Origin of the sequence: Nocardia sp. NPDC059240 (assembly GCF_042753865.1) — a bacterium.
Classification (GTDB): Bacteria; Actinomycetota; Actinomycetes; order Mycobacteriales; family Mycobacteriaceae; genus Nocardia.
This window is the reverse complement of record NZ_JBHZAC010000002.1, coordinates 625,513-646,349: the sequence shown is the minus strand read 5'-3', so window position 1 is coordinate 646,349 and position 20,837 is coordinate 625,513. Positions and strand designations below refer to the sequence as shown.

Sequence of the window (20,837 nt, the reverse complement as noted above, 5' to 3'; positions counted from 1 at the left end):
GCGTCGCGGTCCGGTCCGTGGCATCGTTCCGACCGGGACGTCGGCTTTTCCGCGCAGCCGACGACCCCGGTTATGATGGGCACCGCAATTTCCGCCTCCTTAGCTCAGTGGTAGAGCACCGCTCTTGTAAAGCGAAGGTCGTCAGTTCAATCCTGACAGGGGGCTCGACGACGAACGCCGGTCGATTCTTCGACCGGCGTTCGTCGTGTCCGGCCGGATCCGCGACACACCCGTTCCCAGGAAACTCCCAGGGAAGGGCCAGGTTCCTCGCGGACGAGGCGCAGAATATGAGCCCATGACAGGTGTGCCCGCGCAGGTGCGTGAACCGGAGGCCAGGGTGCTCGTCGTCGACGATGAGCCCATGATCGTCGAGCTGCTGTCTGTGAGTCTCCGGTATCAAGGGTTCGAGGTCGCGAGTGCCGCCAGCGGCACCGAGGGGCTGGACAAGGCCAAGACCTTCCGCCCCGACGCGCTGATCATCGACGTGATGATGCCGGGGATGGACGGATTCGGGCTGCTGCGGCGGCTGCGGGCCGACGGGATCGATTCGCCCGTGCTGTTCCTGACCGCCCGCGACGATGTGGACGACAAGATCACCGGGCTGACCCTCGGCGCCGACGACTACGTGACCAAACCCTTCAGCCTCGAAGAGGTGGTGGCGCGGCTACGGGTCATCCTGCGGCGCGCGGGCCGCTCCGCGCCCGAGACCAAATCCTCCCGGCTGCGCTTCGCCGATATCGAACTCGACGACGACACCCACGAGGTGTGGAAGGCGGGGGAGCCGGTGTCGTTGTCGCCCACCGAATTCACGCTGCTGCGGTACTTCCTGGTCAATGCCGGGACCGTGCTGAGCAAGCCGCGGATCCTGGATCACGTGTGGCGCTACGACTTCGGCGGCGAGGTCGGCGTGGTCGAAACCTATGTGTCCTACCTGCGCAAGAAGGTCGATACCGGACCGGATCGGCTGATCCACACGCTGCGCGGGGTGGGATACGTGATGCGGGAGCCGCGCGGTAGGACGGCCAACGCGTGATCGCGGCCGCGCTGGCAGAAGGTAAAAGGGCGACACGAACCCTGCGCGGCAAGATCACCGACCGGCTCGCGGCCGTGCCGTTGCGCACCACCCTGGTGCTGGCGTTGGTCTCCCTGGTCGGTTTCGGCCTGCTGGTTTCCGGTATCGCGGTCACCTCGCTGATGCGCAATGTGCTGGTCGAACGCATCGACCGGCAGCTCTACGACGCCGCCCACAGCTGGGCCGCGCCGGGCGCGCAGCGACCCGAACCGCTGCCCACCGTGCGTGGGCGCGAACGGCCCCCGCATCTGTACTGGGTGCAGGTGCAGGACGCCGCCGGGGCGGTCACGCTGAGTCTGTCCGCGGGCGTGCAGCAGCCGTCGGTGCCCGCGGACCTGGGCAACCGGCCGCAGACCGTGGGGTCGGTCGGCGCGTCCACCGAGGAATGGCGGGTGCTGCGGACGGTCAACGAATACGGCACCAGCACCATCGCCCTGCGCATGGACGAGACGAACTCGTTGCTGGACAAGCTGATCGTGCTGCAGTTGGTGATCGGCGCGCTGGTGCTGGCGGCGCTGGCCGCGGTCGCGCGCATAGTGATCAGGCGAAGTCTGCGACCATTGCGGGAGGTCGAACGCACCGCGGCGGCCATCGCGGGCGGTGACCTGCATCAGCGAGTTCCGGTGCGCGGCACCGATACCGAGGTCGACCACCTCTCACAGTCGTTGAACACCATGCTGACCCAGATCCAGCAGGCGTTCGCCGCCACCGAGGCGTCCGAGGAGGCCGCGCGGCGCTCGGAATCCAAGATGCGGCAGTTCGTCGCCGACGCCAGCCACGAACTGCGCACGCCGCTCACCACCATCAAGGGCTTCTCCGAGCTGTACCGGCAGGGCGCGATCACCGATCCGGGCATGCTCATGGATCGCATCGAACGCGAATCCAAGCGGATGAGCCTGCTGGTCGAGGATCTGCTCATGCTGGCCCGGCTGGACGCGCAACGACCGGTGGAACGGCGGCCGGTGGATCTGCTCATGCTGGCCAGCGACGCGGTGCACAGTGCGCGGGCGCTGGCCGCCGCACAGCGACCGGACGGGCCCGAACGCAAGATCGACCTCGAAATCCGGCCCGGCCCCGGCACTCTGGAGCTGCTCGGCGACGAGGCGCGGCTGCGGCAGGTGCTGGCCAATCTGCTCAACAACGCGCTGGTGCACACCCCGCCCGAGGCGGAGGTGACGGTGCGGCTCACGCCGGCCGCGGACGAGGTGGCGATGGAGGTCGCCGACACCGGGCCGGGGTTGGATCCGGAACAGGCCGAGCGGGTCTTCGAACGGTTCTATCGCGCCGACGCCTCCCGCAGCCGGGAGAGCGGCGGTTCGGGACTGGGCCTGTCGATCGTGCAGGCGCTGGTCGCCGCGCACGGCGGCAAGGTGTCGGTGAGCAGCGCGGCGGGGGAGGGCACCGTCTTCACCGTGCGGCTGCCCCGCGAAAAAGCCTGAGGCCGGGCCGAGACGTGCTGAGGCCGGGGGCCTTGCCCCCGGCCGCCTTGCTCGGAGCTGTTACTCCGGGACGTTCGCGCCGTGGCCGAGATCGCGCAGCGCCTGCTTGATCTTGGCCTGGGCCTCGTCGAGGGATTCCTTGCTGGGTTCCGGGTTGGCGCTGGTGATGTCGAAGTTGTCGAGTTCGAAGGCCGGGAACACGTGCATGTGCAGGTGCGGCACCTCCAGGCCCGCGATGAGCAGACCGGCGCGCGGGGCGTCCCATGCCGCGCGCACCGCCTTGCCGATCTTCTGGGCCACCACATTGAGGCGAGCGAAGGTGTCGGGGTCGATGTCCTGCCACTGGTCGATCTCCTGGCGCGGTACCACCAGCGTGTGTCCCTGGGTGACCGGGGCGATGGTCAGGAAGGCGACGAATTCCTCGTCCTCCCAGACGAACCGGCCGGGCAGCTGACCGTTGATGATTGCGGAGAAAACAGAAGCCATGTACGGGAGATTACGCGGGGAACTTCGGGCTCGCCCGAACGCACAACGGACCGCTACCTCTTGCCGCGGGCCAGCCCTTTAAGCTGTCTGCCGTGCGCGTACTCGTCATCGGTTCCGGAGCCCGTGAACATGCCCTCGTCCTGGCGCTGCGGAAGGACCCGGCGGTGACCGCGGTCTACGCCGCGCCCGGCAACGCGGGTATCGCCCAGCACGCGCAGGTGCGTGCGGTCGACGCTTCCTCCGGGGCGGAGGTGACCGCGCTGGCGCAGGAGCTGGCCGCGGATCTGGTGGTGGTCGGGCCCGAGGTGCCGCTGGTGCTCGGGGTGGCCGACGCCCTGCGGGCCGCCGGGATCCCGACGTTCGGGCCGTCCGCGTCCGCGGCGCGCATCGAGGGCTCGAAGGCCTTCGCCAAGGACGTCATGAACGCCGCCGGGGTGCGAACCGCGCACAGCGAGATCGTCGATCACCCGGGCGAATTGGACGCCGCCCTGGATCGTTTCGGGCCGACCTGGGTGGTCAAGGACGACGGGCTGGCCGCCGGCAAGGGCGTGGTGGTGACCGCGGACCGTTCGGTCGCCCGCGAGCACGGCGCGGAACTGCTCGAGCAGGGGCACCCGGTACTGCTGGAATCCTTCCTCGATGGCCCCGAGGTGTCGCTGTTCTGCCTGGTCGACGGCGAGACCGTGGTGCCGCTGCTGCCCGCCCAGGACCACAAGCGCGTCGGTGACGGCGACACCGGGCCCAATACCGGCGGCATGGGCGCGTACACGCCGCTGCCGTGGCTGCCGGAGCAGACTTTGCAGGCCATCGTCGACGACGTGGTGAAACCCGTTGCGGCCGAGATGGTTCGCCGGGGCGTGCCGTTCAGCGGCCTGCTGTACGCGGGGCTGGCCGTCGGTCAGGCCGGGCCCGCCGTGATCGAATTCAACTGCCGCTTCGGCGATCCCGAGACGCAGGCCGTGCTGGCGCTGCTCGACAGCCCGCTCGGTGAGCTGCTGCACGCCACCGCCACCGGCACCCTCGACCAGGTGGCCGCGCCGCGCTGGAAGGACGGCTCGGCCGTCACCGTGGTGCTGGCCGCCGAGAACTACCCGGCTCGTCCGCGCAGCGGCGATGTCATCACCGGAGCCGAATCCACCGGCACCGGAACCGAATCCGAGGTCATGCACGCCGGTACCGCGCAGCGCGAGGACGGTGCGCTGGTCTCCGCCGGTGGGCGCGTGCTCGCCATCGTCGGCCAGGGCGCGGATCTCGCCGAGGCCCGCAAGAACGCCTACGACCGCCTGGCCGCCATCAAGCTGCCCGGCGGCCACTTCCGCTCCGACATCGGACTGGCGGCGGAAGAAGGACGCATCACCATCCCGGCCCAGGTCTGACCCGACGGTCGAAAAAGCGCCCGCCCGAACCGAGTTCGGGCGGGCGCTGTCGTATCCGCCTCAGCCGACGATGATGCCGTGCGCGGCGAGCCAGGGCTGCGGGTCCACGTGCTGGCCGCCGATGATGATCTCGAAATGCAGGTGCGGGCCGGTGGAGTCGCCGCGGTTGCCGACGCGGGCGATCTGCAGGCCGGCCGGAACGCGTTCGCCCACCGAGACCGAGAAGTCGTACATGTGGCCGTACACCGAAATGGTGCCGTCGTCATGGCGGATGCGCACCCACAGTCCGAAACCCGTTGCCGGACCGGCATCGATGACGGTGCCCGCCGCGACGGCGTAGATCGGTGAGCCGATCGGCGCGGCGATGTCGATGCCCGCGTGGAAGGTGCCCCAGCGCGAGCCGAATCCGGAGGTGAACACGCCCTTCGCGGGCAGTGCGAACCCGCCGACGCCGGGGATCACGAACCCGGGCGGCAGTGAGCTGTCCGGGGCCGGTGTCATCCACGGCTGCGGCTGCCCGGCCACCGCGGCCGCGGCCTCCGCCTTGGCCCGTTCCAGCGTCGAGGCCGCGGCCGCCGACACCACGGCCTGTTCGCGGAGATGCTCACCGTTGTTGATGGCGTCCAGATACCGCTTCGAGGTCTCGGGCGTGGCCTGCACCTGCAGCGGGAACTGCACCGGAACCCGCAGCGCCACACCGGGACTCACCGGGGCGTCGGCCGGAATCAATCCGAGTGCCCCGTCCGCGCTCGCGAACACCAGCACCGCCGCCATTCCGCCGAGGAAGACCCGATGCTGAATGCTCCACGCCCGCACCACGGGCCATTGCCGCCGCGCCTCGGCCCGCCCCCGCGCGCCCAGCTCGACCGTCTCGCCCCACGACCGCGGCCGTTCCCGCCACATTCGAATGACCCACGCCCGCACGATCGGCGCGGTGGCCCGCACCCAGGCCGCGATGTGTCCGGTGAGCGCGAGCAGGTCGCGCCCGGCCTCTCCGATGAACTCCCGGGCCCGAGACGGCCGCGGCTCGTCCGCGAGGTACGACCGCAGTCCCGGCGTATAGCTGCCCGTCGATCCGGTGCGAGCGGGGTCCGGGGTTTCGTCGGTGCCCGGCGGTGCCGGGGTGTTCCCGGTGGTTGCTGGTCCCCCCTGCACAGCGGCCTCCTCAGCCATTCGCGCGACCGTTCCCGGACAGTCGGGGGAGCGGGTGCTCTACCGTCTGTCGGGTGCGTATCGAATCTCGCCGGTCGACCATTCCACCTTTTTACGTGATGGACGTCTGGAAAGCAGCTGCTGAACGGGCCCGGACACACGGAGATGTGCTGGTGCTGGCGGCGGGGCAGCCGTCCACCCCCGCTCCGGCGGCGGTGTTGCGGGCCACCAAGGCCGCGATGGACAGTGAATTGCTGGGATATACCGAGACATTCGGGATCCTGGAATTGCGGGAGGCCATCGCCGAGCATCACCGCGGTACCTACGGGGTGTCGGTGAGTGCCGACGATGTCGTGGTGACCACCGGGTCGTCCGGCGCGTTCACGCTGCTCTTCCTGGCCGCCTTCGATCTCGGGGACACCGTGGTGGTGGCCCGGCCGGGGTATCCGGCCTACCGCAATACGCTGACCGCGCTGGGCTGCGATGTGGTGGAGCTGGATTGCGGCCCGGAGACCCGGTTCCAGCCGACCGTGGCGATGTTGGAGGCGCTGCCCGAGCCGCCGGCGGGGTTGATCGTGGCGAGTCCGGCCAATCCGACCGGCACCATGATCGCGCCCGACGAGCTGGCGGCGCTGGCCCGCTGGTGTGATGCGCACGGGACGTTGCTCATCTCCGACGAGATCTATCACGGCATCGTCTACGACGAGGAGACCGAACCGACTTCGTCGGCGTGGGAGACGTCGCGCGAGGCGGTGGTGATCGGCTCGGTGTCGAAATATTTCTCCATGACCGGTTGGCGGCTGGGTTGGATGCTGGTTCCGGAATCTCTGCGTCCGGCGTTGCAGCGCTTGGCTTCCAATATGACGGTGTGCCCGCCCGCTATTTCCCAGTTTGCGGCCGTGCACGCTTTCAGCGCCGAGTCGAAAATTGAACTGGACGGTCATGTGCAGCGCTATGCGGCAAACCGTCAGCTCCTGCTCTCCGGGCTGCCGAAACTCGGGATCACCGACCTGGCCCCGGCCGATGGGGCGTTCTACGCCTACGCGGATATTGCCCACCTGACCGATGATTCGATGCGCTGGTGCACCGAGGTGCTCGACGCGACCGGTGTGGCACTGGCCCCCGGCATCGATTTCGACACCCACAACGGCCATCACACAGTTCGCTTCTCGTTCGCCGGAGCGAGTGCCGACATCGAAGAGGCACTCGACCGGTTGGGACGCTATTTGGCCTGATCTGCCAAGCAGTTTGAACGCGGTGGGCAAAATGAACACAGCGTCGAAGATGACTGGCACGATTGCACCGTGACCACTGCGACGACTCCGAAAGGCGAACGGCGTCGCCAAGCACTGGTTTGTGCCGCCGCCGAGCTACTGCTCGAGGGCGGCTTCGAGGCGGTCCGGCACCGCTCGGTGGCCACCCGTGCGGATTTACCGCTCGCGTCGACCACCTACTACTTCGAATCGCTGGAGGATCTGATCGCCCGCGCGGTCGAATTCTCCGGCAATGCCGAACTGGATGCCATGCGCCGCCGCGTCGGTGAGGTGACGCATCGTCGCCGCGGCGCGGACGCCACCGTCGAACTCGTGCTGGATCTGTTGGTGGGTCCGGAGATTCAGGACGAGGACGCCCGCGGGCAGCTCATCGCCCGTTATGAGCGGTCGGTGGCCTCGGCCCGGCACCCGGAACTACGCGAGGTGCAGCTCCGACTACGAGCGCAGCTCGACGAGCTGCTTGCCGACGTGCTGCGCCGTTCCGACCGGATCGTGCGTGCGGAACAGGCCCGCCGCTTGGTGGCGGTCGTCGATGGGGCGGTGGTGACCGCGCTCGGTGAACTCGACCCGCAGCCTCGCCGGATGGCGCGGGTGGCGCTGCTCGAGATCATCGACATCGTCGCCCCACCGGCATAAACCACGGGGTGTCCCAAAGGCCGAGTGCGGGACAGCAAACAGGGTGTGGGCCGGGAGTTCGGCTGTGGGTGGCGATACTGGGGCAAACCGGCCGGAAACTCACCGGTAAACTGGGACAACGTGACCTTTGTGCCTAACGTCCTCGCCACTCGCTATGCCAGTCCGCAGTTGGTTCATCTGTGGTCGCCCGAGCACAAGATCGTGCTCGAGCGGCGGTTGTGGCTCGAGGTGTTGCGGGCGCAGGCCGAATTGGGGGTCGATGTTCCGGCGGGGGTCGTCGAGGATTACGAGCGGGTCATCGACCAGGTCGATCTGGCGTCCATCGCGGAGCGGGAGCGGGTCACCCGCCACGACGTGAAGGCCCGCATCGAGGAGTTCAACGCGCTCGCGGGGCATGAGCACGTGCACAAGGGCATGACCTCCCGCGACCTCACCGAGAATGTCGAGCAGCTGCAGATCCGGCTCTCGCTCGAGCACGTCTACGACCACGGTGTCGCGATCGTCGCGCGGCTGGCGGAGCGGGCGGCGCAGTACCAGACCCTGGTGATGGCGGGCCGCTCGCACAATGTGGCGGCGCAGGCCACCACGCTGGGCAAGCGATTCGCTTCCGCCGCAGACGAATTGCTGATCGGGTTGACCCGCGTGCGGGAGCTGATCGACCGCTACCCACTGCGCGGCATCAAGGGCCCGATGGGCACTGCCCAGGACATGCTGGACCTGCTCGGCGGCGACGCCGGCAAGCTGGCGCAGCTGGAGCAGAAGGTGGCCGGGCACCTGGGCTTCGCGAACGTGTTCACCAGCGTCGGCCAGATCTACCCGCGTTCGCTGGACCACGATGTGCTCTCCGCGCTGGTGCAGGTGGGCGCCGGCCCGTCCTCGTTCGCGCACACCATCCGCCTGATGGCGGGTAACGAGCTGGTCACCGAGGGCTTCCAGCCCGGCCAGGTGGGCTCCTCGGCCATGCCGCACAAGATGAACACCCGCTCGTGCGAGCGCGTCAACGGCCTGCAGGTGGTGCTGCGCGGCTACGCCTCGATGGGTGCCGAGCTGGCGGGCGCGCAGTGGAACGAGGGCGACGTGTTCTGCTCGGTGGTGCGCCGGGTCGCGCTGCCGGACGCCTTCTTCGCCATCGACGGCATGATGGAGACCTTCCTGACCGTGCTGGCCGAGTTCGGCGCCTACCCGGCCGTGGTGGACCGCGAGCTCAACCGCTACCTGCCGTTCCTGGCCACCACCCGCCTGCTGATGGCGGCCGTGCGCGCGGGCGTAGGTCGCGAGACCGCCCACGAGGTCATCAAGGAGCACGCGGTGGCCGTGGCGCTGGCCATGCGCGAGCAGGGCCGCGAACCCGATCTGCTGGACCGCCTGGCCGCCGACGACCGCATGCCGCTGGACCGTGCCGCCCTCGATGCCGCCCTGGTCGACCGCTCCGCCTTCATCGGCGCGGCGGAGGCGCAGGTCGCCGACGTCATCGCCCAGGTGCAGAAGCTGGTGGACGCCAACCCCGCGGCCGCGCGCTACACCCCGTCTCCGATTCTGTAGGGGTACAACGACTCTCGTCTCTCACCCCTGGCTCGTGCGCGAGCCGGGGGTGAGTGCGTTCTAGGCTGCGGGCATGAATCCTTACACGATCTTCTCGGACATCGTTGCCGGTCGGGCTCCTTCGTCCAAGGTGTACGAGGACGAGGATTGCTTGGCGTTCATGGATATTCGGCCGGTGACGCCCGGGCATGTGCTGGTGGTGCCGAAGGTTCCGGCGCGGAGTCTGGCGGAGTTGGATCCGGCCATGGGGGGCAAGCTGTTTCGGGTGGGGCAGCTGATCGCGGCGGGGCTGCGGGAGTCCGAGGTGGGGTGTGACGGGGTGAATTTCTTCCTGGCCGACGGGGTGACGGCGGGGCAGGAGGTGTTCCATGTGCATTTGCACGTGATTCCGCGCACTCCGGGCGACGGGTTCGGGTTGCGGGCGCGGCCGACGTCGCCGGCGCGGGCGGACCTGGATTACCTGGCCGGATCCATTCGGGGAGCATTGTCCCGAATCCCTTCCGATTCATAGCCGATCGGCATTACCATATGCGAACCGTCTGGTTTGCCAACGACACGCCATAGCCGGATTTCCCCGCGTCACAGCAGCCACTCGAGTTACTTTTGAATGCGATTGTGCTGGGCTGATGGAGGTGGGGCGTGCGTAGAAGAGTCGTTGCCGCAGCAGTTTTGGCGATTGCGGCAGGTTTGCTGTACCCGGTGGCTACGTCACCGGCAACCGCGGGCGCGGCCCAGGTGGTCCGCGTCGATCAGCTGAGCGCCACCCGCTCGGCGATCTTCATCGACTCCGCGGCCATGGGCCGCACCATCCAGGTCCAGGTCCTACATCCGGCCGGTGGCGGCGACCGTCCCAGCTACTACCTGCTCGACGGCCTCGACCCCGGTGCCAGCCAGAGCACCTGGACCAATGCCACCGACGCCGAACCCTTCTTCCAGGGTAAGAACGTGAACGTGGTGCTGCCCATGGGCGGTCAGGCCAGCTACTACACGGACTGGGCCGCCGACGACCCGAGATTCGGTCGTTATCAGTGGGAAACCTTTCTGACACAAGAACTTCCGCCCATCGTCGACGCCTACTTCGCCGGTAACGGAGTGAATGCCATCGGCGGTCTGTCCATGGGCGGCATCGCGGCCTTCGTGCTCGCGGTGCGGCATCCGGAGCTGTATCGCGCGGTGGCGGGCTACAGTGCCTGCCCCGACACCACGATCGCCCAGGGCGCGATGCTGTTCTCGATCGCCAACCGGGGCGGCAATCCGCTCAATATGTGGGGTGGGCCTGCGAGTCCCGCGTGGCAGGAACACAATCCGGCGGTGCTGACCGAGGCGCTGCGCGGCAAGACCATCTTCCTGTCCACCGGCACCGGCATTCCGGGGCCGCACGAGTTGGAGATCAAGCCGCAGCTGCCGGAGAACATCTTCTTCGGCGGGCCCATCGAATTCGGGGTGGACGCCTGCGTCACCGCGTTCGAGCAGCGGCTGCGGTCGATGAATATCCCGGCACGCGTGGAGCATTCGCCGGTGGGCACGCATTCGTGGTCGTACTGGCAGGACACGCTGCACGAGTCCTGGCCGACCATCGGTGGTGCGCTGGGGGCCTGATTACCAAGGCGAAATGACAACCCCGCTAGACGAATTGCGGTGAGCCCGGCTCGGTTCGAGCCGGGCTCCCGTGTATCAGGCTCTGCCCTGCGTGTATCAGGCTCCGGGCCGGTTGAATTCGCCGTCCTTGGCCCCGGCGACGAAGGCTTCCCACTCGCCGGGAGTGAAGATGAGGACCGGCCCGTCCGGGTTCCGGGAGTCCCGCAACCCGATGTTTCCACTGGTCAGAAAGGCGATTTCGACGCCGTCGGCATTGTCGTCGCCGCGTCGCCACACCGCGTCGGCTTCGATGACGCGATTTTTCGATTCCACTGTCGGCCTCCCCTGTGCGGCACCAGCAGTACTGGTCGGTGATGTAGATCGCAATCATCATGCCAGGGTTTGTGAGGGGTTCGGATCGGATATTCCATCTTCTGTCAGCGGAAGGAGGTGCATGGTGCGTACACCATGGTCCGCACAGCGGGCAGCTCCCATCTCCGACAGTTGCGCGGCGGTGCCGGAGCGGTTCACAGTGCAATTGGCGCAGAGCATTCTGCGGATCCATCAGAGTTGTCCGACCGACCAATGCGCTCGCCGCAAGGCGGCCGTCTTCTATCTCTACGACCAGCGCCAGGCCGTCCAGCCGCGTCGCCGGGCTCGTTGAGGGTCAGGCCCGTCCCCGGCGCACCAGTCGCCGGGCGGCGGTGAGCAAGCCCAGCGCCGGCCCGAGCAGCACGATGCCGAGCAGTATCGCGAAACCGGCTGGTATGCCCAAGAACTGGACATACTCCACCCCCCGTTGCTCCTCCCGATAGTCGACGTCGGACGCCGCCGGGGTGAAGCTGAAATCCGAGGTGATGTGCTCGGGCGACCGGATGGTGATCGTCATGGCGGTGAGGTAGTTGCGGCCGTTCGCGCTCAGTTGCCGTAGATCCGCGTCCACCGGATCGACGTGCCCGGTGAAGTAGGTGTTCGTCACCTGGCTCATCATCTGGCTGCTCGAGTCGTCGGGATCATTGCGCTCGACCTCGTGTGCGCCGAGAACGTAGATCCGGACCGTCTCGGCGGCGGTCGCGGCACTGGACATCCGCATGGGATAGACCTCGTGGTCGGCGGCGAAGGTGAGCCGTACCGGATCCAGTGCGCCGTTGAGGGCGGCGGTCGAGGTGAGCCGCATGGCCACGAACGACCAGCCGCCGTCCAGATACGGCTGCAGCGTGGCGATCACCGCGTCGCGCATCTGATATCCGTTGTCGGACAACCACTTGCGAATGCCGGTGAGGTCGCCGCCGGTGAAGGTGGTGGCCTCCATCGGGCCCAGCTGTACTCGATCGAGCACCGTGGGCGCGCCCGCCTCCGCCGCGCCGGTCGGCGCGGCGGATTCGGCGGCGCCACCGAAGGAGAAGAAGTCGAGGTTGAAATTCCCGAACCACTTGCGTTCGGTGACGACCTTGGGCGCGGACAGGCGCTCGAGCTCGGTGAAGGTGCTCGCGTTCCCCAGCGTCACGGTCGCCGGTGCGGGTGTCGGCACGATCAGCGCGGCCTGCTGCCCGGAAGCCTGCAGGCCCAGCCGCATATCGATGGTCTCGTGTTGTCCGTCCCAGGCCACCAATGCGGTCTCGTCGGCGACGCGCCCGTTGTCTCCGGGCTGCCAGGCCGCCCCTCCGCACGCACACGCGTAAGCCGGTGTAGCCAAACCGATTCCCCCCGCACCCGCGACGATCCCGAGGACCGCCAGCAGGCGCGCTGCCCTACGCAACAGCATGTCCGCAGATTAGCCCGGCTCTCGGCGCCGCGCGCGGGAGTTTTCGTCACCCGCCGGGTCGGGGATCGGCGGTGGTGGTTCGCCACTAACGTGGTCCCCATGGCTTTGGACAGTGGAAGCGCGACCTCAGTAAGCGGCGACGTGGTGGCGCCGATCGCCAAGCGGGTGCCGAAGGAGCGCGTGCACCACGGGGACGTCTTCATCGACGAGTACGAATGGCTGCGGGAGAAGAAGGATCCCGAGGTCATCGCGTATCTCGAGGCGGAGAACGCCTACACCGAGGCGCAGACCGAGAAGCTGGCGCCGCTGCGGGAAAAGATCTTCGAGGAGATCAAGAGCCGGATTCAGCAGACCGACTTGTCGCTGCCGTTCCGGATGAACGGCTATTGGTATTTCATTCGCACGTTCGAGGGCAAGCAGTATTCGGTGCAGTGCCGCTGCCCGATCGCGGATCCGTCGGACTGGACTCCGCCGAGCCTGGAGCCCGGCGTCGAGGTTCCGGGCGAGGAAGTCGTCGTGGATGCGAACGAACTGGCGGAGGGGCACGAGTTCTTCTCGCTGGGGGTATCGACGGTCAGCCGGGCGGGGGATCTGCTGGCCTACGCGGTGGATACCGTCGGCGACGAGCGGTACACGCTGCGCATCAAGAATCTGCGGACCGGTGAGCTGCTGGCCGATGAGATCCCGAATGTCGCGGGCGCGCACTGGGCAGAGGACGGCCTGCACCTCTTCTACCTGACCTTCGACGAGGCCTGGCGGGCCGACAAGGTGTGGCGGCACCGGCTGGGCACCGACTTCGCCGACGACGTGCTGATCTTCCACGAGGAGGATGAGGCCTTCTCGGTCGGAATCGGGTCCACCCGTTCGAAGCAGTTCCTGGTGATCTTCACCGGTTCGAAGATCACCGCCGAGGAGTGGATTCTCGAGGCGGACAACCCGACCGGCGAGTTCCGGGTGCTGATGCCGCGCCGCGAGGGCGTGGAGTACTCGGCCGAGCACGCCGTCATCGGCGGCGAGGACAAACTGCTCATCCGGCACAACGACGTGGTGGACGGGGTGAAGGCGGTCAATTTCGTCCTGGCCGAAGCGCCACTGTCGGACCCGTCGAACATGACCGTGTTGATCCCGCACCGCGATGATGTGCGGCTCGAGGATATCGATGCCTTCTCCGACAAGCTGGTGCTGAGCTACCGCAAGGAAGCGATGCCGCGAGTCGCGGTCTGGCCGTTGACCGCCGACGGTTACGGCGAGCTGCGCGACATCGATTTCGACATGGAGCTGTATTCCGCCGGGCAGGGCGCGAACATGGAGTGGGAACAGCCGCTGCTGCGCATCGGGGTGGTGTCCTACCTCACGCCCGCCCGCGTCTTCGACTACGTGCCGGCGACCGGAGAACTGTTGCTGCGCAAGGAACAGAAGGTGCTTGGCGATTACAACGCCGACGACTATGTGCAGCAGCGGGATTGGGCGGTCGCCCCCGATGGCACCCGGGTGCCGATCTCGCTGGTGATGCGCAAGGACGCGGCGGCGGGCCCGAAGTCGTTGCTGCTCTACGGGTATGGCTCCTACGAGGCCGCGATGGACCCGTCCTTCTCGGTGTCGCGGCTGTCGCTGCTGGACCGCGGCATGGTGTACGCGGTGGCGCACGTGCGGGGTGGCGGTGAGATGGGGCGGCTGTGGTACGACCACGGCAAGAAGCTCGAGAAGAAGAACACCTTCACCGATTTCATCGCGGTGGCACAGCATCTGGTGGACACCGGGGTGACCGCGCCCGATCGGATGGTCGCCGAAGGAGGCAGCGCGGGTGGCCTGCTGATGGGCGCGGTGGCCAATATGGCTCCCGAGCTGTTCACCGGCATCCTGACCAATGTCCCGTTCGTCGACCCGTTGACCTCCATCCTGGATCCGAACCTGCCGCTCACCGTCACCGAATGGGACGAGTGGGGTAATCCCTTGGAGCACAAGGACGTCTACGAGTACATGAAGTCCTACGCGCCGTACGAGAATGTCGAGGCCAAGGACTACCCGGCGATCCTCGCCATCACCGGGCTCAACGACACCCGCGTGCTGTATGTGGAACCGGCGAAGTGGGTGGCCAAGCTGCGCGCCACCAAGACCGGCGATGCCCCGCTGCTGCTGAAGACGGAGATGAGCGCGGGCCACGGCGGTGTCAGTGGCCGCTACGAGCAGTGGAAGGAAATCGCGTTCGAATACGCGTGGGTCGTCGACACCGCGGGTGCCGGTGACAACTAGCTAGCTAAACCGTGGCTACCATGTGAACGACAGTCAGGTGATCTCCTCGGCGAGAGGCGGATTCATGCTCGGTCACGTGGTAGCCACCGGCGCGGGCCGGGCGATGATGGATCGGCGCGGCGATCCGCTGCACGATTTCATCCTCGGCCTGACCGGCAAACCCCGCCCGCGGGTGCTGTTCCTGGGCACCGCCACCGGTGACAATCCGGACTACACGGTCAGCTTCTACGAGACCTACAACTCCGATCGGTGCGCGCCTTTTCACCTGCGCCTGTTCTCGCGCGGCATTACCGATCTGCGCGAATACCTCCTGAGCATGGACGTGATCCACGTCGGCGGCGGCAATACCGCCAATATGCTGGATGTCTGGCGACGCCAGGGCGTGGACGTGCTGCTGCGTGAGGCATGGGAGAACGGCGCGGTCATGACCGGCGGCAGCGCGGGCGCGATCTGCTGGTTCCAGGGCGGCACCACCGACTCCTTCGGGCCGACGCTGCAGATCCTGCCGGAGGGGCTGGGCCTGCTGGCCGGCAGTTGCTGCCCGCACTACGACGCCGAGGATCAGCGGCAGCCGCTCTATCACCGGGCCATCCAGAAGGGCGAGCTACCACCGGGTTACGCCATCGACAATATGGTCTCCCTGCACTTCCACGGCGCGGAGCTGGTCGACGCGGTGAGCTCGAATGTGCACGGCCGGGCCTGGACGGTCGCCGCCGAGGGGGACCGGGTGGTCGAAACTCCCATCCCGGTCCGGCATCTGGTGAGCACGGGCGGGCCGATGACGGGACCGAGCACATGATGATGGCCGTCGAAGGCGCGGTCGTCATCCTGGCAATCCTGCTGGGTGTGCGTACCGGCGGCGTCGGGATCGGCGCGTGGGGTCTGGTCGGATTGCTGGTGCTGGTCTTCGGATTCCACGTGAAGCCGGGCAACCCGCCCGTCGACATCATTCTGATCGTGATGACGGTGGTGACCGCGGCCTCGGTGATGCAGACCGTCGGCGGCACCGACTGGATGGTTCGCCAGGCCACCCGGGTGATCATGAGCCGCCCGAAGGCGGTGGTGTTCCTGGCCCCGGCCATGTCATTCCTGTTCACCGTCGGCGCGGGCACCGGGTTCATCTACTATGCGCTGCTGCCGGTCATCTACAGCGTCTCCTACAACCAGAAGCTGCGCCCCGAACGGCCTTTGGCGATGGCAGCGGTGGCCTCGCAGGCCGGGATACTGGCCAGCCCGGTGTCGGCGGCCACGGCGTCGCTGGCGGTATTGCTGGAGCCGCACGGCTTTCCGCTCGGCAAGATCCTGTTGGTGACCTGGCCCGCGTGTATCGCCGGGCTGTTCATCGCGGCGCTCGTCGAGACCCGGGTGGGTAAGGAGCTGGCCGACGATCCGGAGTTCCAGCGGCGGCTGGCCGAGGGGCACATCACGCCCCCCGAACCGATCGATCTGAACGCGAAACTGCCTGCCGCCGCCCGCAATTCGGCGCTCATCTTCCTCGGTGGGGTGCTGCTGGTGGTGGCCATGGGCCTGTTCTCCCGGCTGCGGCCGGTGGTGGGCGGCGATCGGGTCAGCGTCATCACCACCATCGAACTGGTGATGGGCCTGGTGGCGGTGCTGATCTTCCTGATCTGCAAGGCCGATCCCGCCCAGGTGCCCAAGCAGTCCATCTTCGGTCCCGGCATCGTGGGCGCGGTGGCGGTGCTGGGTCTGGCGTGGCTGGCCAATACCTTCGTGGCCGAGAATCACCAGCAGATCGAGCATTCGCTGGGGCAGGCGGTGAGCGATCACAAGTGGCTGTTCGCGGTCGCGCTGGCGGTGGTGGCCATGCTGACCACCAGCCAGTCGAGCACCACGCAGGCGATCGTGCCGATCGGTGTCGCCCTGGGCCTGTCGCCGGTGGTGATCACCGGCATGTGGCCCGCCTGCCAGGGCATGTACATCCTGCCCGCGAACGGTTCCCAGATCGCCACCGTCGCCATGGATCAGACCGGATCCACCCGGATCGGCCGGTTCGTGCTGGACCATTCCTTCCAGCTGCCCAACACCATCTTCATGCTGGTGGCGATCGCAGTCGGACTACCGTTGGGCGCGCTGGTCGGCTGAGCGGTTATCCGGTGGTGCTCAGATGTGAGGTGTCGGCGCTGGGGCCCAGCGCCTTCGCCTTCACATCGTCGGGCGGAATCCACGACGGCTTCTTCATGCGTTCGATGACCAACGGCACCGCGCTGAACACGATGGCGCCGCCCGCGACCAGGGCGATATAGGTACCCGGATTGCCGATCGGCAGCTGCGACGGCGGCACGAAGGCCAGCACGAACGCGAAAGCCACTGCCAGGAAGCCGATTCCGGCGAAGAGCCACATGCCCACCGTGCCGCCCGGAATCTTGAAGGCGCGCGGCAGATCCGGCTGGGTGTAGCGCAACCGGATGGCGGCCGCGTACATGAACATGTAGATGATCAGGTACAGGCTCACCGCCATGGCCGAGATGAGGAAGAACGCCGAACTCACGTCGCTCATGAACAGATAGATCGAGGACAGCGCCGTGACGATGATGCCCTGGATGATCAGGATATTGACCTGCACGCCACGGTTATTCACCTTCTGCAGCACCGGCGGCAGCATCCCGTCGTGCGCGGTGGCCAGCACACCGCGGCTGGGTCCGAGGATCCAGGCCAGCACGCCCGCCAGCGCGCCGTAGGCGATGAGCGCGGACAGGATACGCACCGGCCAGGTGGAGTGGATCATCTCGGTGAATCCGGCACTGAAGGCGTCGAAGACGCCGGTGTTCAGGTCGATCTTGCTGTAGGGCACGATGCCCGCGACCGCCAGCGCGCCGAGGGTGAAGATGCCGAAGGCCACGCCCGCCGCGATCATGATGGCGACCGGGTAGCCCTTGGCCGGATTCTTCAACTCCGTCGAGTGCACGCCCTGCGATTCCACCCCGGCGAAATTGAGCAGAATGCCCGCCAGGAACGACAACCCGGACAGTCCGACGAGGTAGGGGAAGAACCGTGGCGAGTCGTGGCCGTCCTGCACGACCGTGACCGCGGCGTCGTGGGTGTGCTGCCAGCCGATCGAGTGCCCGGTGGAAATCCACCAGACGAAGATGATGACCAGGATGATGCCCGGCAGCGCGGTGCCCGCCAGGAAGCCCCAGCGGGTCACCTTCAGCGCGAACTGATTGCTGACGAACGCTACACCCGTGCACAGCCAGAAGGCCGCGATGGCGAAAATGCCCACATAGATATGGTTTTGGGCGAGATCGGGCCGGTCGAAGGCGAAGGCCACACCGGCGGCGGCGAAACTCATGCCGGTCGGATAGAACACGATCACCTGGATCCAGGACAGGAAGATGATCGCGAAGCCGACCTTCTTGCCGAACGCCCCGCTGATCCACGCGTACAGGCCACCGGCCTTGTCCGCGTACATACTGCCGAGTTCGGCGGCCACCAGCCCGGCGGGGATCAGGAACAGCACGGTCGAGAAGCCGATGTAGAAGAACATCGTCATCTCTTCCTTGGCCATCATGGGCAACCCGCGCAGGCTGGTCACGATGGAGGCGGCGGTGGTGAAGCCGAGCGCTGACACGGTCAGATATTTGACTCCCGCACTGCTTTTCGCCGGGGTGGCGGTGGCAGTACCGGTCGCGGCCGAACGCTCGGCCGCGGTCACTTCTTGCCGCCCTTGGACTTACCGGCGGTCTTGGCCTTCGCGGCGCTCTTGGGCGCGGCCGCCTTGGTCGCTGCAGCCTTGGAAGTAGTTGCCTTGCCGTTGTTTTCGGGCTTTCCGACCGCCTTCCGCACCGGCTTCGCCTTGGGTGTGGGCACCACGGCGCGTGCGTTGTGCGGGAAGCCGCCCGCTTCCTCCTGGGTGAGCGGCACCGTCATCGGGTGCTTGCACAGCACATTCAGGCTGCGGTCCAGATCGGCGAGCAGCAGGTCGGCCATGTCGATGGTGAAACCGTGGCGCAGCACCGCGCGCATGATGGTCTCGTCCTCGCGGTCGGCGGGCAGCGGGTAGGCGGCGATGAGCCAGCCCCGAGTGCGCAGCCGGTCGGACAGGTCGTAGAGGCTGAAGTCCTGGCCCTTGGCCAGCTTCCACGAGACGGCGGTGATGCCGTGGCGCGGGTCGGCGTCGTGAATCATCTCGAACCGGCCGGTCTCGGCAATGCCCTTGGCCAGGTGCTGGCTCGCGGTGTAGATGGCGGTCTGCACCTTGCGGTAGCCGGGACGGCCCAACCGGATGAACTCGTAGTACTGGGTGACGGCCTGCCCGCCGGGGCGGGAGAAGTTCAGATTGAACGTCGGCATATTGCCGCCGAGATAGTCGACATTGAAGATGAGATCGTCGGGCAGATCCTCCTTCGTGCGCCAGATGGCCCAGCCCGCGCCGAGCGGGGCGAGGCCGGTCTTGTGGCCGGAGGCATTGATCGACTTCACGCGCGGAAGCCGGAAATCCCAACAGATTTCGGGTGCGCAGAAGGGTGCGAGGAACGCGCCGCTGGCCCCGTCGACGTGAATGGGAATGTCGAGGCCGGTCCTGGCCTGCAGCTCGTCGAGGGCCTTGCTGATGCCTTCCACATCCTCGAACAATCCGGTGAAGGTCTGGCCGAAGGTGGGCACCACCATGATGGTGTTCTCGTCGCAGTAGGCGGCGACATCGTCGGGGTGCATGGTGTACCGCTCGCCGCGCAGCGGGATCTGCCGGATCTCCACATCGAAGTAGCGCGCGAACTTCTCCCAGCACACCTGGACCGGGCCGCACACGAAGTTGGGGACGCCCTTGCCACCGCGCTTGCGCCAGCGGAACTTCGCGGCCAGCCCGCCTAGCATGGCGGCCTCGCTGGAACCGGTGGTGGAGGTGCCGAGAGTCCCCATCGGATCGGGGGAGTTCCACAGGTCGGCCAGCATGTGCACGCAGCGCTGCTCGATCTCGGCGGTCTGTGGGTATTCGTCCTTGTCGACGATGTTCTTGTCGAGGCACTCGTTCATCAGCCGCCGCGCCTGGTCGTCGACCCAGGTGGTGCAGAAGGTGGCCAGGTTCATCCGGGAGACGCCGTCGAGCAGCAGTTCGTCGTGGATGATCTGGTAGGCGACGGTCGGGAAGATCTCGCTGTCGGGGAATCCCCGGTGCGGCGCGGCCCGTTTGATGCCGGGCATCGCGAAGACGTCGTCGGGTTCCAAGGCGGTCATGCGGCCTCCGATCGAAAAACGGCAGGGGTTTGCCGAGGTGATGGTAGCCAGATACCCATGATCGAAACTGGTTCTGCAAGCTACCGTTTCGTAATCAAGAGATAGTTGCTGAACGGTTACTATTCAGCCTTATGGACTATCAGCATGTCATAGAGCAGGTGATGTCCGCCACGAAGCCGCACCTCGGGGAAGGTGCGGTCGCCGATTACATTCCCGGCCTCGCCAAGGTCGATCCGCAGCAGTTCGGATTCGCCGTCGCGACCGTGGACGGACAGCTCTACACCGGCGGTGACGTGGATGTTCCCTTCGCCATCGAGAGCATTTCCAAGGCCTTCGCGCTGGCGCTGGTGCTCGGCCGCAAGGATTCCGACGTCTGGAAGCGAGTCCGGCGCGAGCCCTCCGGCATGGCCTTCAACGACCTCATCGAATTGCAGTTGGAGAACGGGATTCCGCGCAATCCCTTCATCAATGCGGGGGCCATCGTGGTAGCCGATCAACTGCTGGCCGACACCGGCGATGCCGTGAACGCGCTGCGGGATCTGCTCAGGGCGGAAACAGGGAACTCGACACTCGAGGTCGACAGCGTCATCGCCGAATCGGAACTGCGCACCGGCGACCGCAATCGGGCCATCTCCTACCTGATGTCCAGCTTCGGAAACATGCGCAACCCGGTGGATCTCGCACTGGACCACTACTTCCGGCAGTGCTCGTTCAGCATCACCTGCGCCGAACTGGCCAAGGCGGGCCTGCTCATCGCCCGGCACGGGCTGCGCGCCGACGGCAGCCGCCTGCTCGCCCGCGAGGACGCCCGCCACATCACCGCGCTCATGACCATGTGCGGAACCTATGACGGCGCAGGCGAATACGCGTATCGCATCGGCCTGCCCACCAAGTCCGGCGTGGGCGGCGGCTTGCTGACCGTGGTTCCGGACCAGTGCTCGGTGGCGGCGTGGGGGCCCGGGCTCGACGCCAAGGGCAATTCCGCCTCCGGCGGGGTCGCGCTCGAGGCGTTCGTGCGGGCGGGCAAATTCTCGGTCTTCTGACTCGCCGCGCCACGGATTCGCCTGGCGC

The 20,837-nt window shown here is 67.1% G+C and carries 19 protein-coding genes and 1 tRNA gene; 14 read left to right on the top strand and 6 right to left on the bottom strand.

Annotation, left to right across the window (positions count from 1 at the left end; genetic code table 11):
* Positions 1-93: 93 nt before the first annotated feature.
* The 3 genes from ACFXHA_RS08575 (at position 94) to ACFXHA_RS08565 (ending at position 2,511) form a co-directional block, all read left to right on the top strand.
* Positions 94-165, top strand: a tRNA-Thr gene (locus ACFXHA_RS08575).
* A 130-nt stretch (positions 166-295) separates the two neighbouring features.
* Positions 296-1,033: a response regulator transcription factor gene (locus tag ACFXHA_RS08570; RefSeq protein WP_379354390.1), complete on the top strand. Its 738-nt coding sequence runs from the start codon at positions 296-298 to the stop codon at positions 1,031-1,033.
* Positions 1,034-1,107: 74 nt separating this feature from the next.
* Positions 1,108-2,511 carry a sensor histidine kinase gene (locus tag ACFXHA_RS08565; protein ID WP_379355013.1) on the top strand — a complete coding sequence of 468 codons (1,404 nt, stop codon included), beginning with the start codon at positions 1,108-1,110 and terminating at the stop codon, positions 2,509-2,511.
* A gap of 60 nt (positions 2,512-2,571) precedes the next feature.
* On the opposite strand, the gene ACFXHA_RS08560 is transcribed toward ACFXHA_RS08565, so the two are convergent.
* Positions 2,572-2,997 carry an HIT family protein gene (locus ACFXHA_RS08560; protein WP_379354388.1) on the bottom strand — a complete coding sequence of 142 codons (426 nt, stop codon included), beginning with the start codon at positions 2,995-2,997 and terminating at the stop codon, positions 2,572-2,574.
* Positions 2,998-3,089: 92 nt separating this feature from the next.
* Between ACFXHA_RS08560 and purD the strand changes: the two genes are divergently transcribed.
* Complete coding sequence (gene purD / locus ACFXHA_RS08555; protein ID WP_379354386.1) at positions 3,090-4,373, top strand: phosphoribosylamine--glycine ligase; 1,284 nt, start codon at positions 3,090-3,092, stop codon at positions 4,371-4,373.
* 60 nt (positions 4,374-4,433) lie between these two features.
* Here the strand turns inward: purD and ACFXHA_RS08550 are convergent, their stop codons facing one another.
* Complete coding sequence (locus tag ACFXHA_RS08550) at positions 4,434-5,528, bottom strand: M23 family metallopeptidase (protein ID WP_379354384.1); 1,095 nt, start codon at positions 5,526-5,528, stop codon at positions 4,434-4,436.
* A gap of 71 nt (positions 5,529-5,599) precedes the next feature.
* Between ACFXHA_RS08550 and ACFXHA_RS08545 the strand changes: the two genes are divergently transcribed.
* The 5 genes from ACFXHA_RS08545 (at position 5,600) to ACFXHA_RS08525 (ending at position 10,576) form a co-directional block, all read left to right on the top strand.
* Entirely contained in the window at positions 5,600-6,760 is a 1,161-nt protein-coding gene (locus tag ACFXHA_RS08545; RefSeq protein WP_379354382.1) for a pyridoxal phosphate-dependent aminotransferase, read from the top strand.
* A gap of 69 nt (positions 6,761-6,829) precedes the next feature.
* Entirely contained in the window at positions 6,830-7,435 is a 606-nt protein-coding gene (locus ACFXHA_RS08540) for a TetR/AcrR family transcriptional regulator (protein WP_379354380.1), read from the top strand.
* 120 nt (positions 7,436-7,555) lie between these two features.
* Positions 7,556-8,977 carry an adenylosuccinate lyase gene (purB, locus tag ACFXHA_RS08535; RefSeq protein ID WP_379354378.1) on the top strand — a complete coding sequence of 474 codons (1,422 nt, stop codon included), beginning with the start codon at positions 7,556-7,558 and terminating at the stop codon, positions 8,975-8,977.
* Positions 8,978-9,050: 73 nt separating this feature from the next.
* Positions 9,051-9,488 (top strand): HIT family protein, encoded by a 438-nt coding sequence (locus ACFXHA_RS08530; protein ID WP_379354377.1) that lies wholly within the window; start codon positions 9,051-9,053, stop codon positions 9,486-9,488.
* Between the two features lie 128 nt (positions 9,489-9,616).
* Positions 9,617-10,576: an alpha/beta hydrolase gene (locus tag ACFXHA_RS08525; RefSeq protein ID WP_379354375.1), complete on the top strand. Its 960-nt coding sequence runs from the start codon at positions 9,617-9,619 to the stop codon at positions 10,574-10,576.
* Between the two features lie 96 nt (positions 10,577-10,672).
* Here the strand turns inward: ACFXHA_RS08525 and ACFXHA_RS08520 are convergent, their stop codons facing one another.
* Positions 10,673-10,888 carry a DUF397 domain-containing protein gene (locus ACFXHA_RS08520; protein WP_379354374.1) on the bottom strand — a complete coding sequence of 72 codons (216 nt, stop codon included), beginning with the start codon at positions 10,886-10,888 and terminating at the stop codon, positions 10,673-10,675.
* A gap of 121 nt (positions 10,889-11,009) precedes the next feature.
* Here ACFXHA_RS08520 and ACFXHA_RS08515 point away from each other — a divergent pair, with 121 nt between their 5' ends.
* Positions 11,010-11,219, top strand: a complete 210-nt coding sequence (locus tag ACFXHA_RS08515) for a hypothetical protein (RefSeq protein ID WP_379354372.1) — start codon at positions 11,010-11,012, stop codon at positions 11,217-11,219.
* 3 nt (positions 11,220-11,222) lie between these two features.
* On the opposite strand, the gene ACFXHA_RS08510 is transcribed toward ACFXHA_RS08515, so the two are convergent.
* Positions 11,223-12,320, bottom strand: a complete 1,098-nt coding sequence (locus ACFXHA_RS08510; protein ID WP_379354370.1) for a DUF2330 domain-containing protein — start codon at positions 12,318-12,320, stop codon at positions 11,223-11,225.
* A gap of 99 nt (positions 12,321-12,419) precedes the next feature.
* On the opposite strand from ACFXHA_RS08510, the gene ACFXHA_RS08505 reads away from it, so the two are divergent.
* The 3 genes from ACFXHA_RS08505 to ACFXHA_RS08495 are packed head-to-tail and all read left to right on the top strand — an operon-like array spanning position 12,420 to position 16,676.
* Positions 12,420-14,573, top strand: coding sequence for a S9 family peptidase (locus ACFXHA_RS08505; protein ID WP_379354368.1), 2,154 nt, complete (start codon positions 12,420-12,422; stop codon positions 14,571-14,573).
* Positions 14,574-14,595: 22 nt separating this feature from the next.
* Positions 14,596-15,372, top strand: a complete 777-nt coding sequence (locus tag ACFXHA_RS08500; protein ID WP_379354366.1) for a Type 1 glutamine amidotransferase-like domain-containing protein — start codon at positions 14,596-14,598, stop codon at positions 15,370-15,372.
* The gene (locus tag ACFXHA_RS08495) at positions 15,369-16,676 is read left to right on the top strand and encodes an anaerobic C4-dicarboxylate transporter family protein (RefSeq protein WP_379354364.1); all 1,308 of its coding nucleotides are present in this window, start codon (positions 15,369-15,371) and stop codon (positions 16,674-16,676) included. The genes ACFXHA_RS08500 and ACFXHA_RS08495 overlap by 4 nt, the downstream gene beginning before the upstream one ends.
* A gap of 4 nt (positions 16,677-16,680) precedes the next feature.
* Here ACFXHA_RS08495 and ACFXHA_RS08490 read toward each other — a convergent pair whose 3' ends face one another.
* Both ACFXHA_RS08490 and ACFXHA_RS08485 read right to left on the bottom strand, forming a co-directional pair.
* Complete coding sequence (locus ACFXHA_RS08490; protein WP_379354362.1) at positions 16,681-18,246, bottom strand: amino acid permease; 1,566 nt, start codon at positions 18,244-18,246, stop codon at positions 16,681-16,683.
* Positions 18,243-19,766, bottom strand: coding sequence for a glutamate decarboxylase (locus ACFXHA_RS08485; RefSeq protein WP_379354360.1), 1,524 nt, complete (start codon positions 19,764-19,766; stop codon positions 18,243-18,245). Before ACFXHA_RS08485 ends, ACFXHA_RS08490 begins: the two co-directional genes overlap by 4 nt.
* 131 nt (positions 19,767-19,897) lie before the next feature.
* On the opposite strand from ACFXHA_RS08485, the gene ACFXHA_RS08480 reads away from it, so the two are divergent.
* On the top strand, positions 19,898-20,809 hold the full coding sequence (locus ACFXHA_RS08480) for a glutaminase (protein ID WP_379354358.1): 912 nt from the start codon (positions 19,898-19,900) through the stop codon (positions 20,807-20,809).
* Positions 20,810-20,837: the final 28 nt, after the last annotated feature.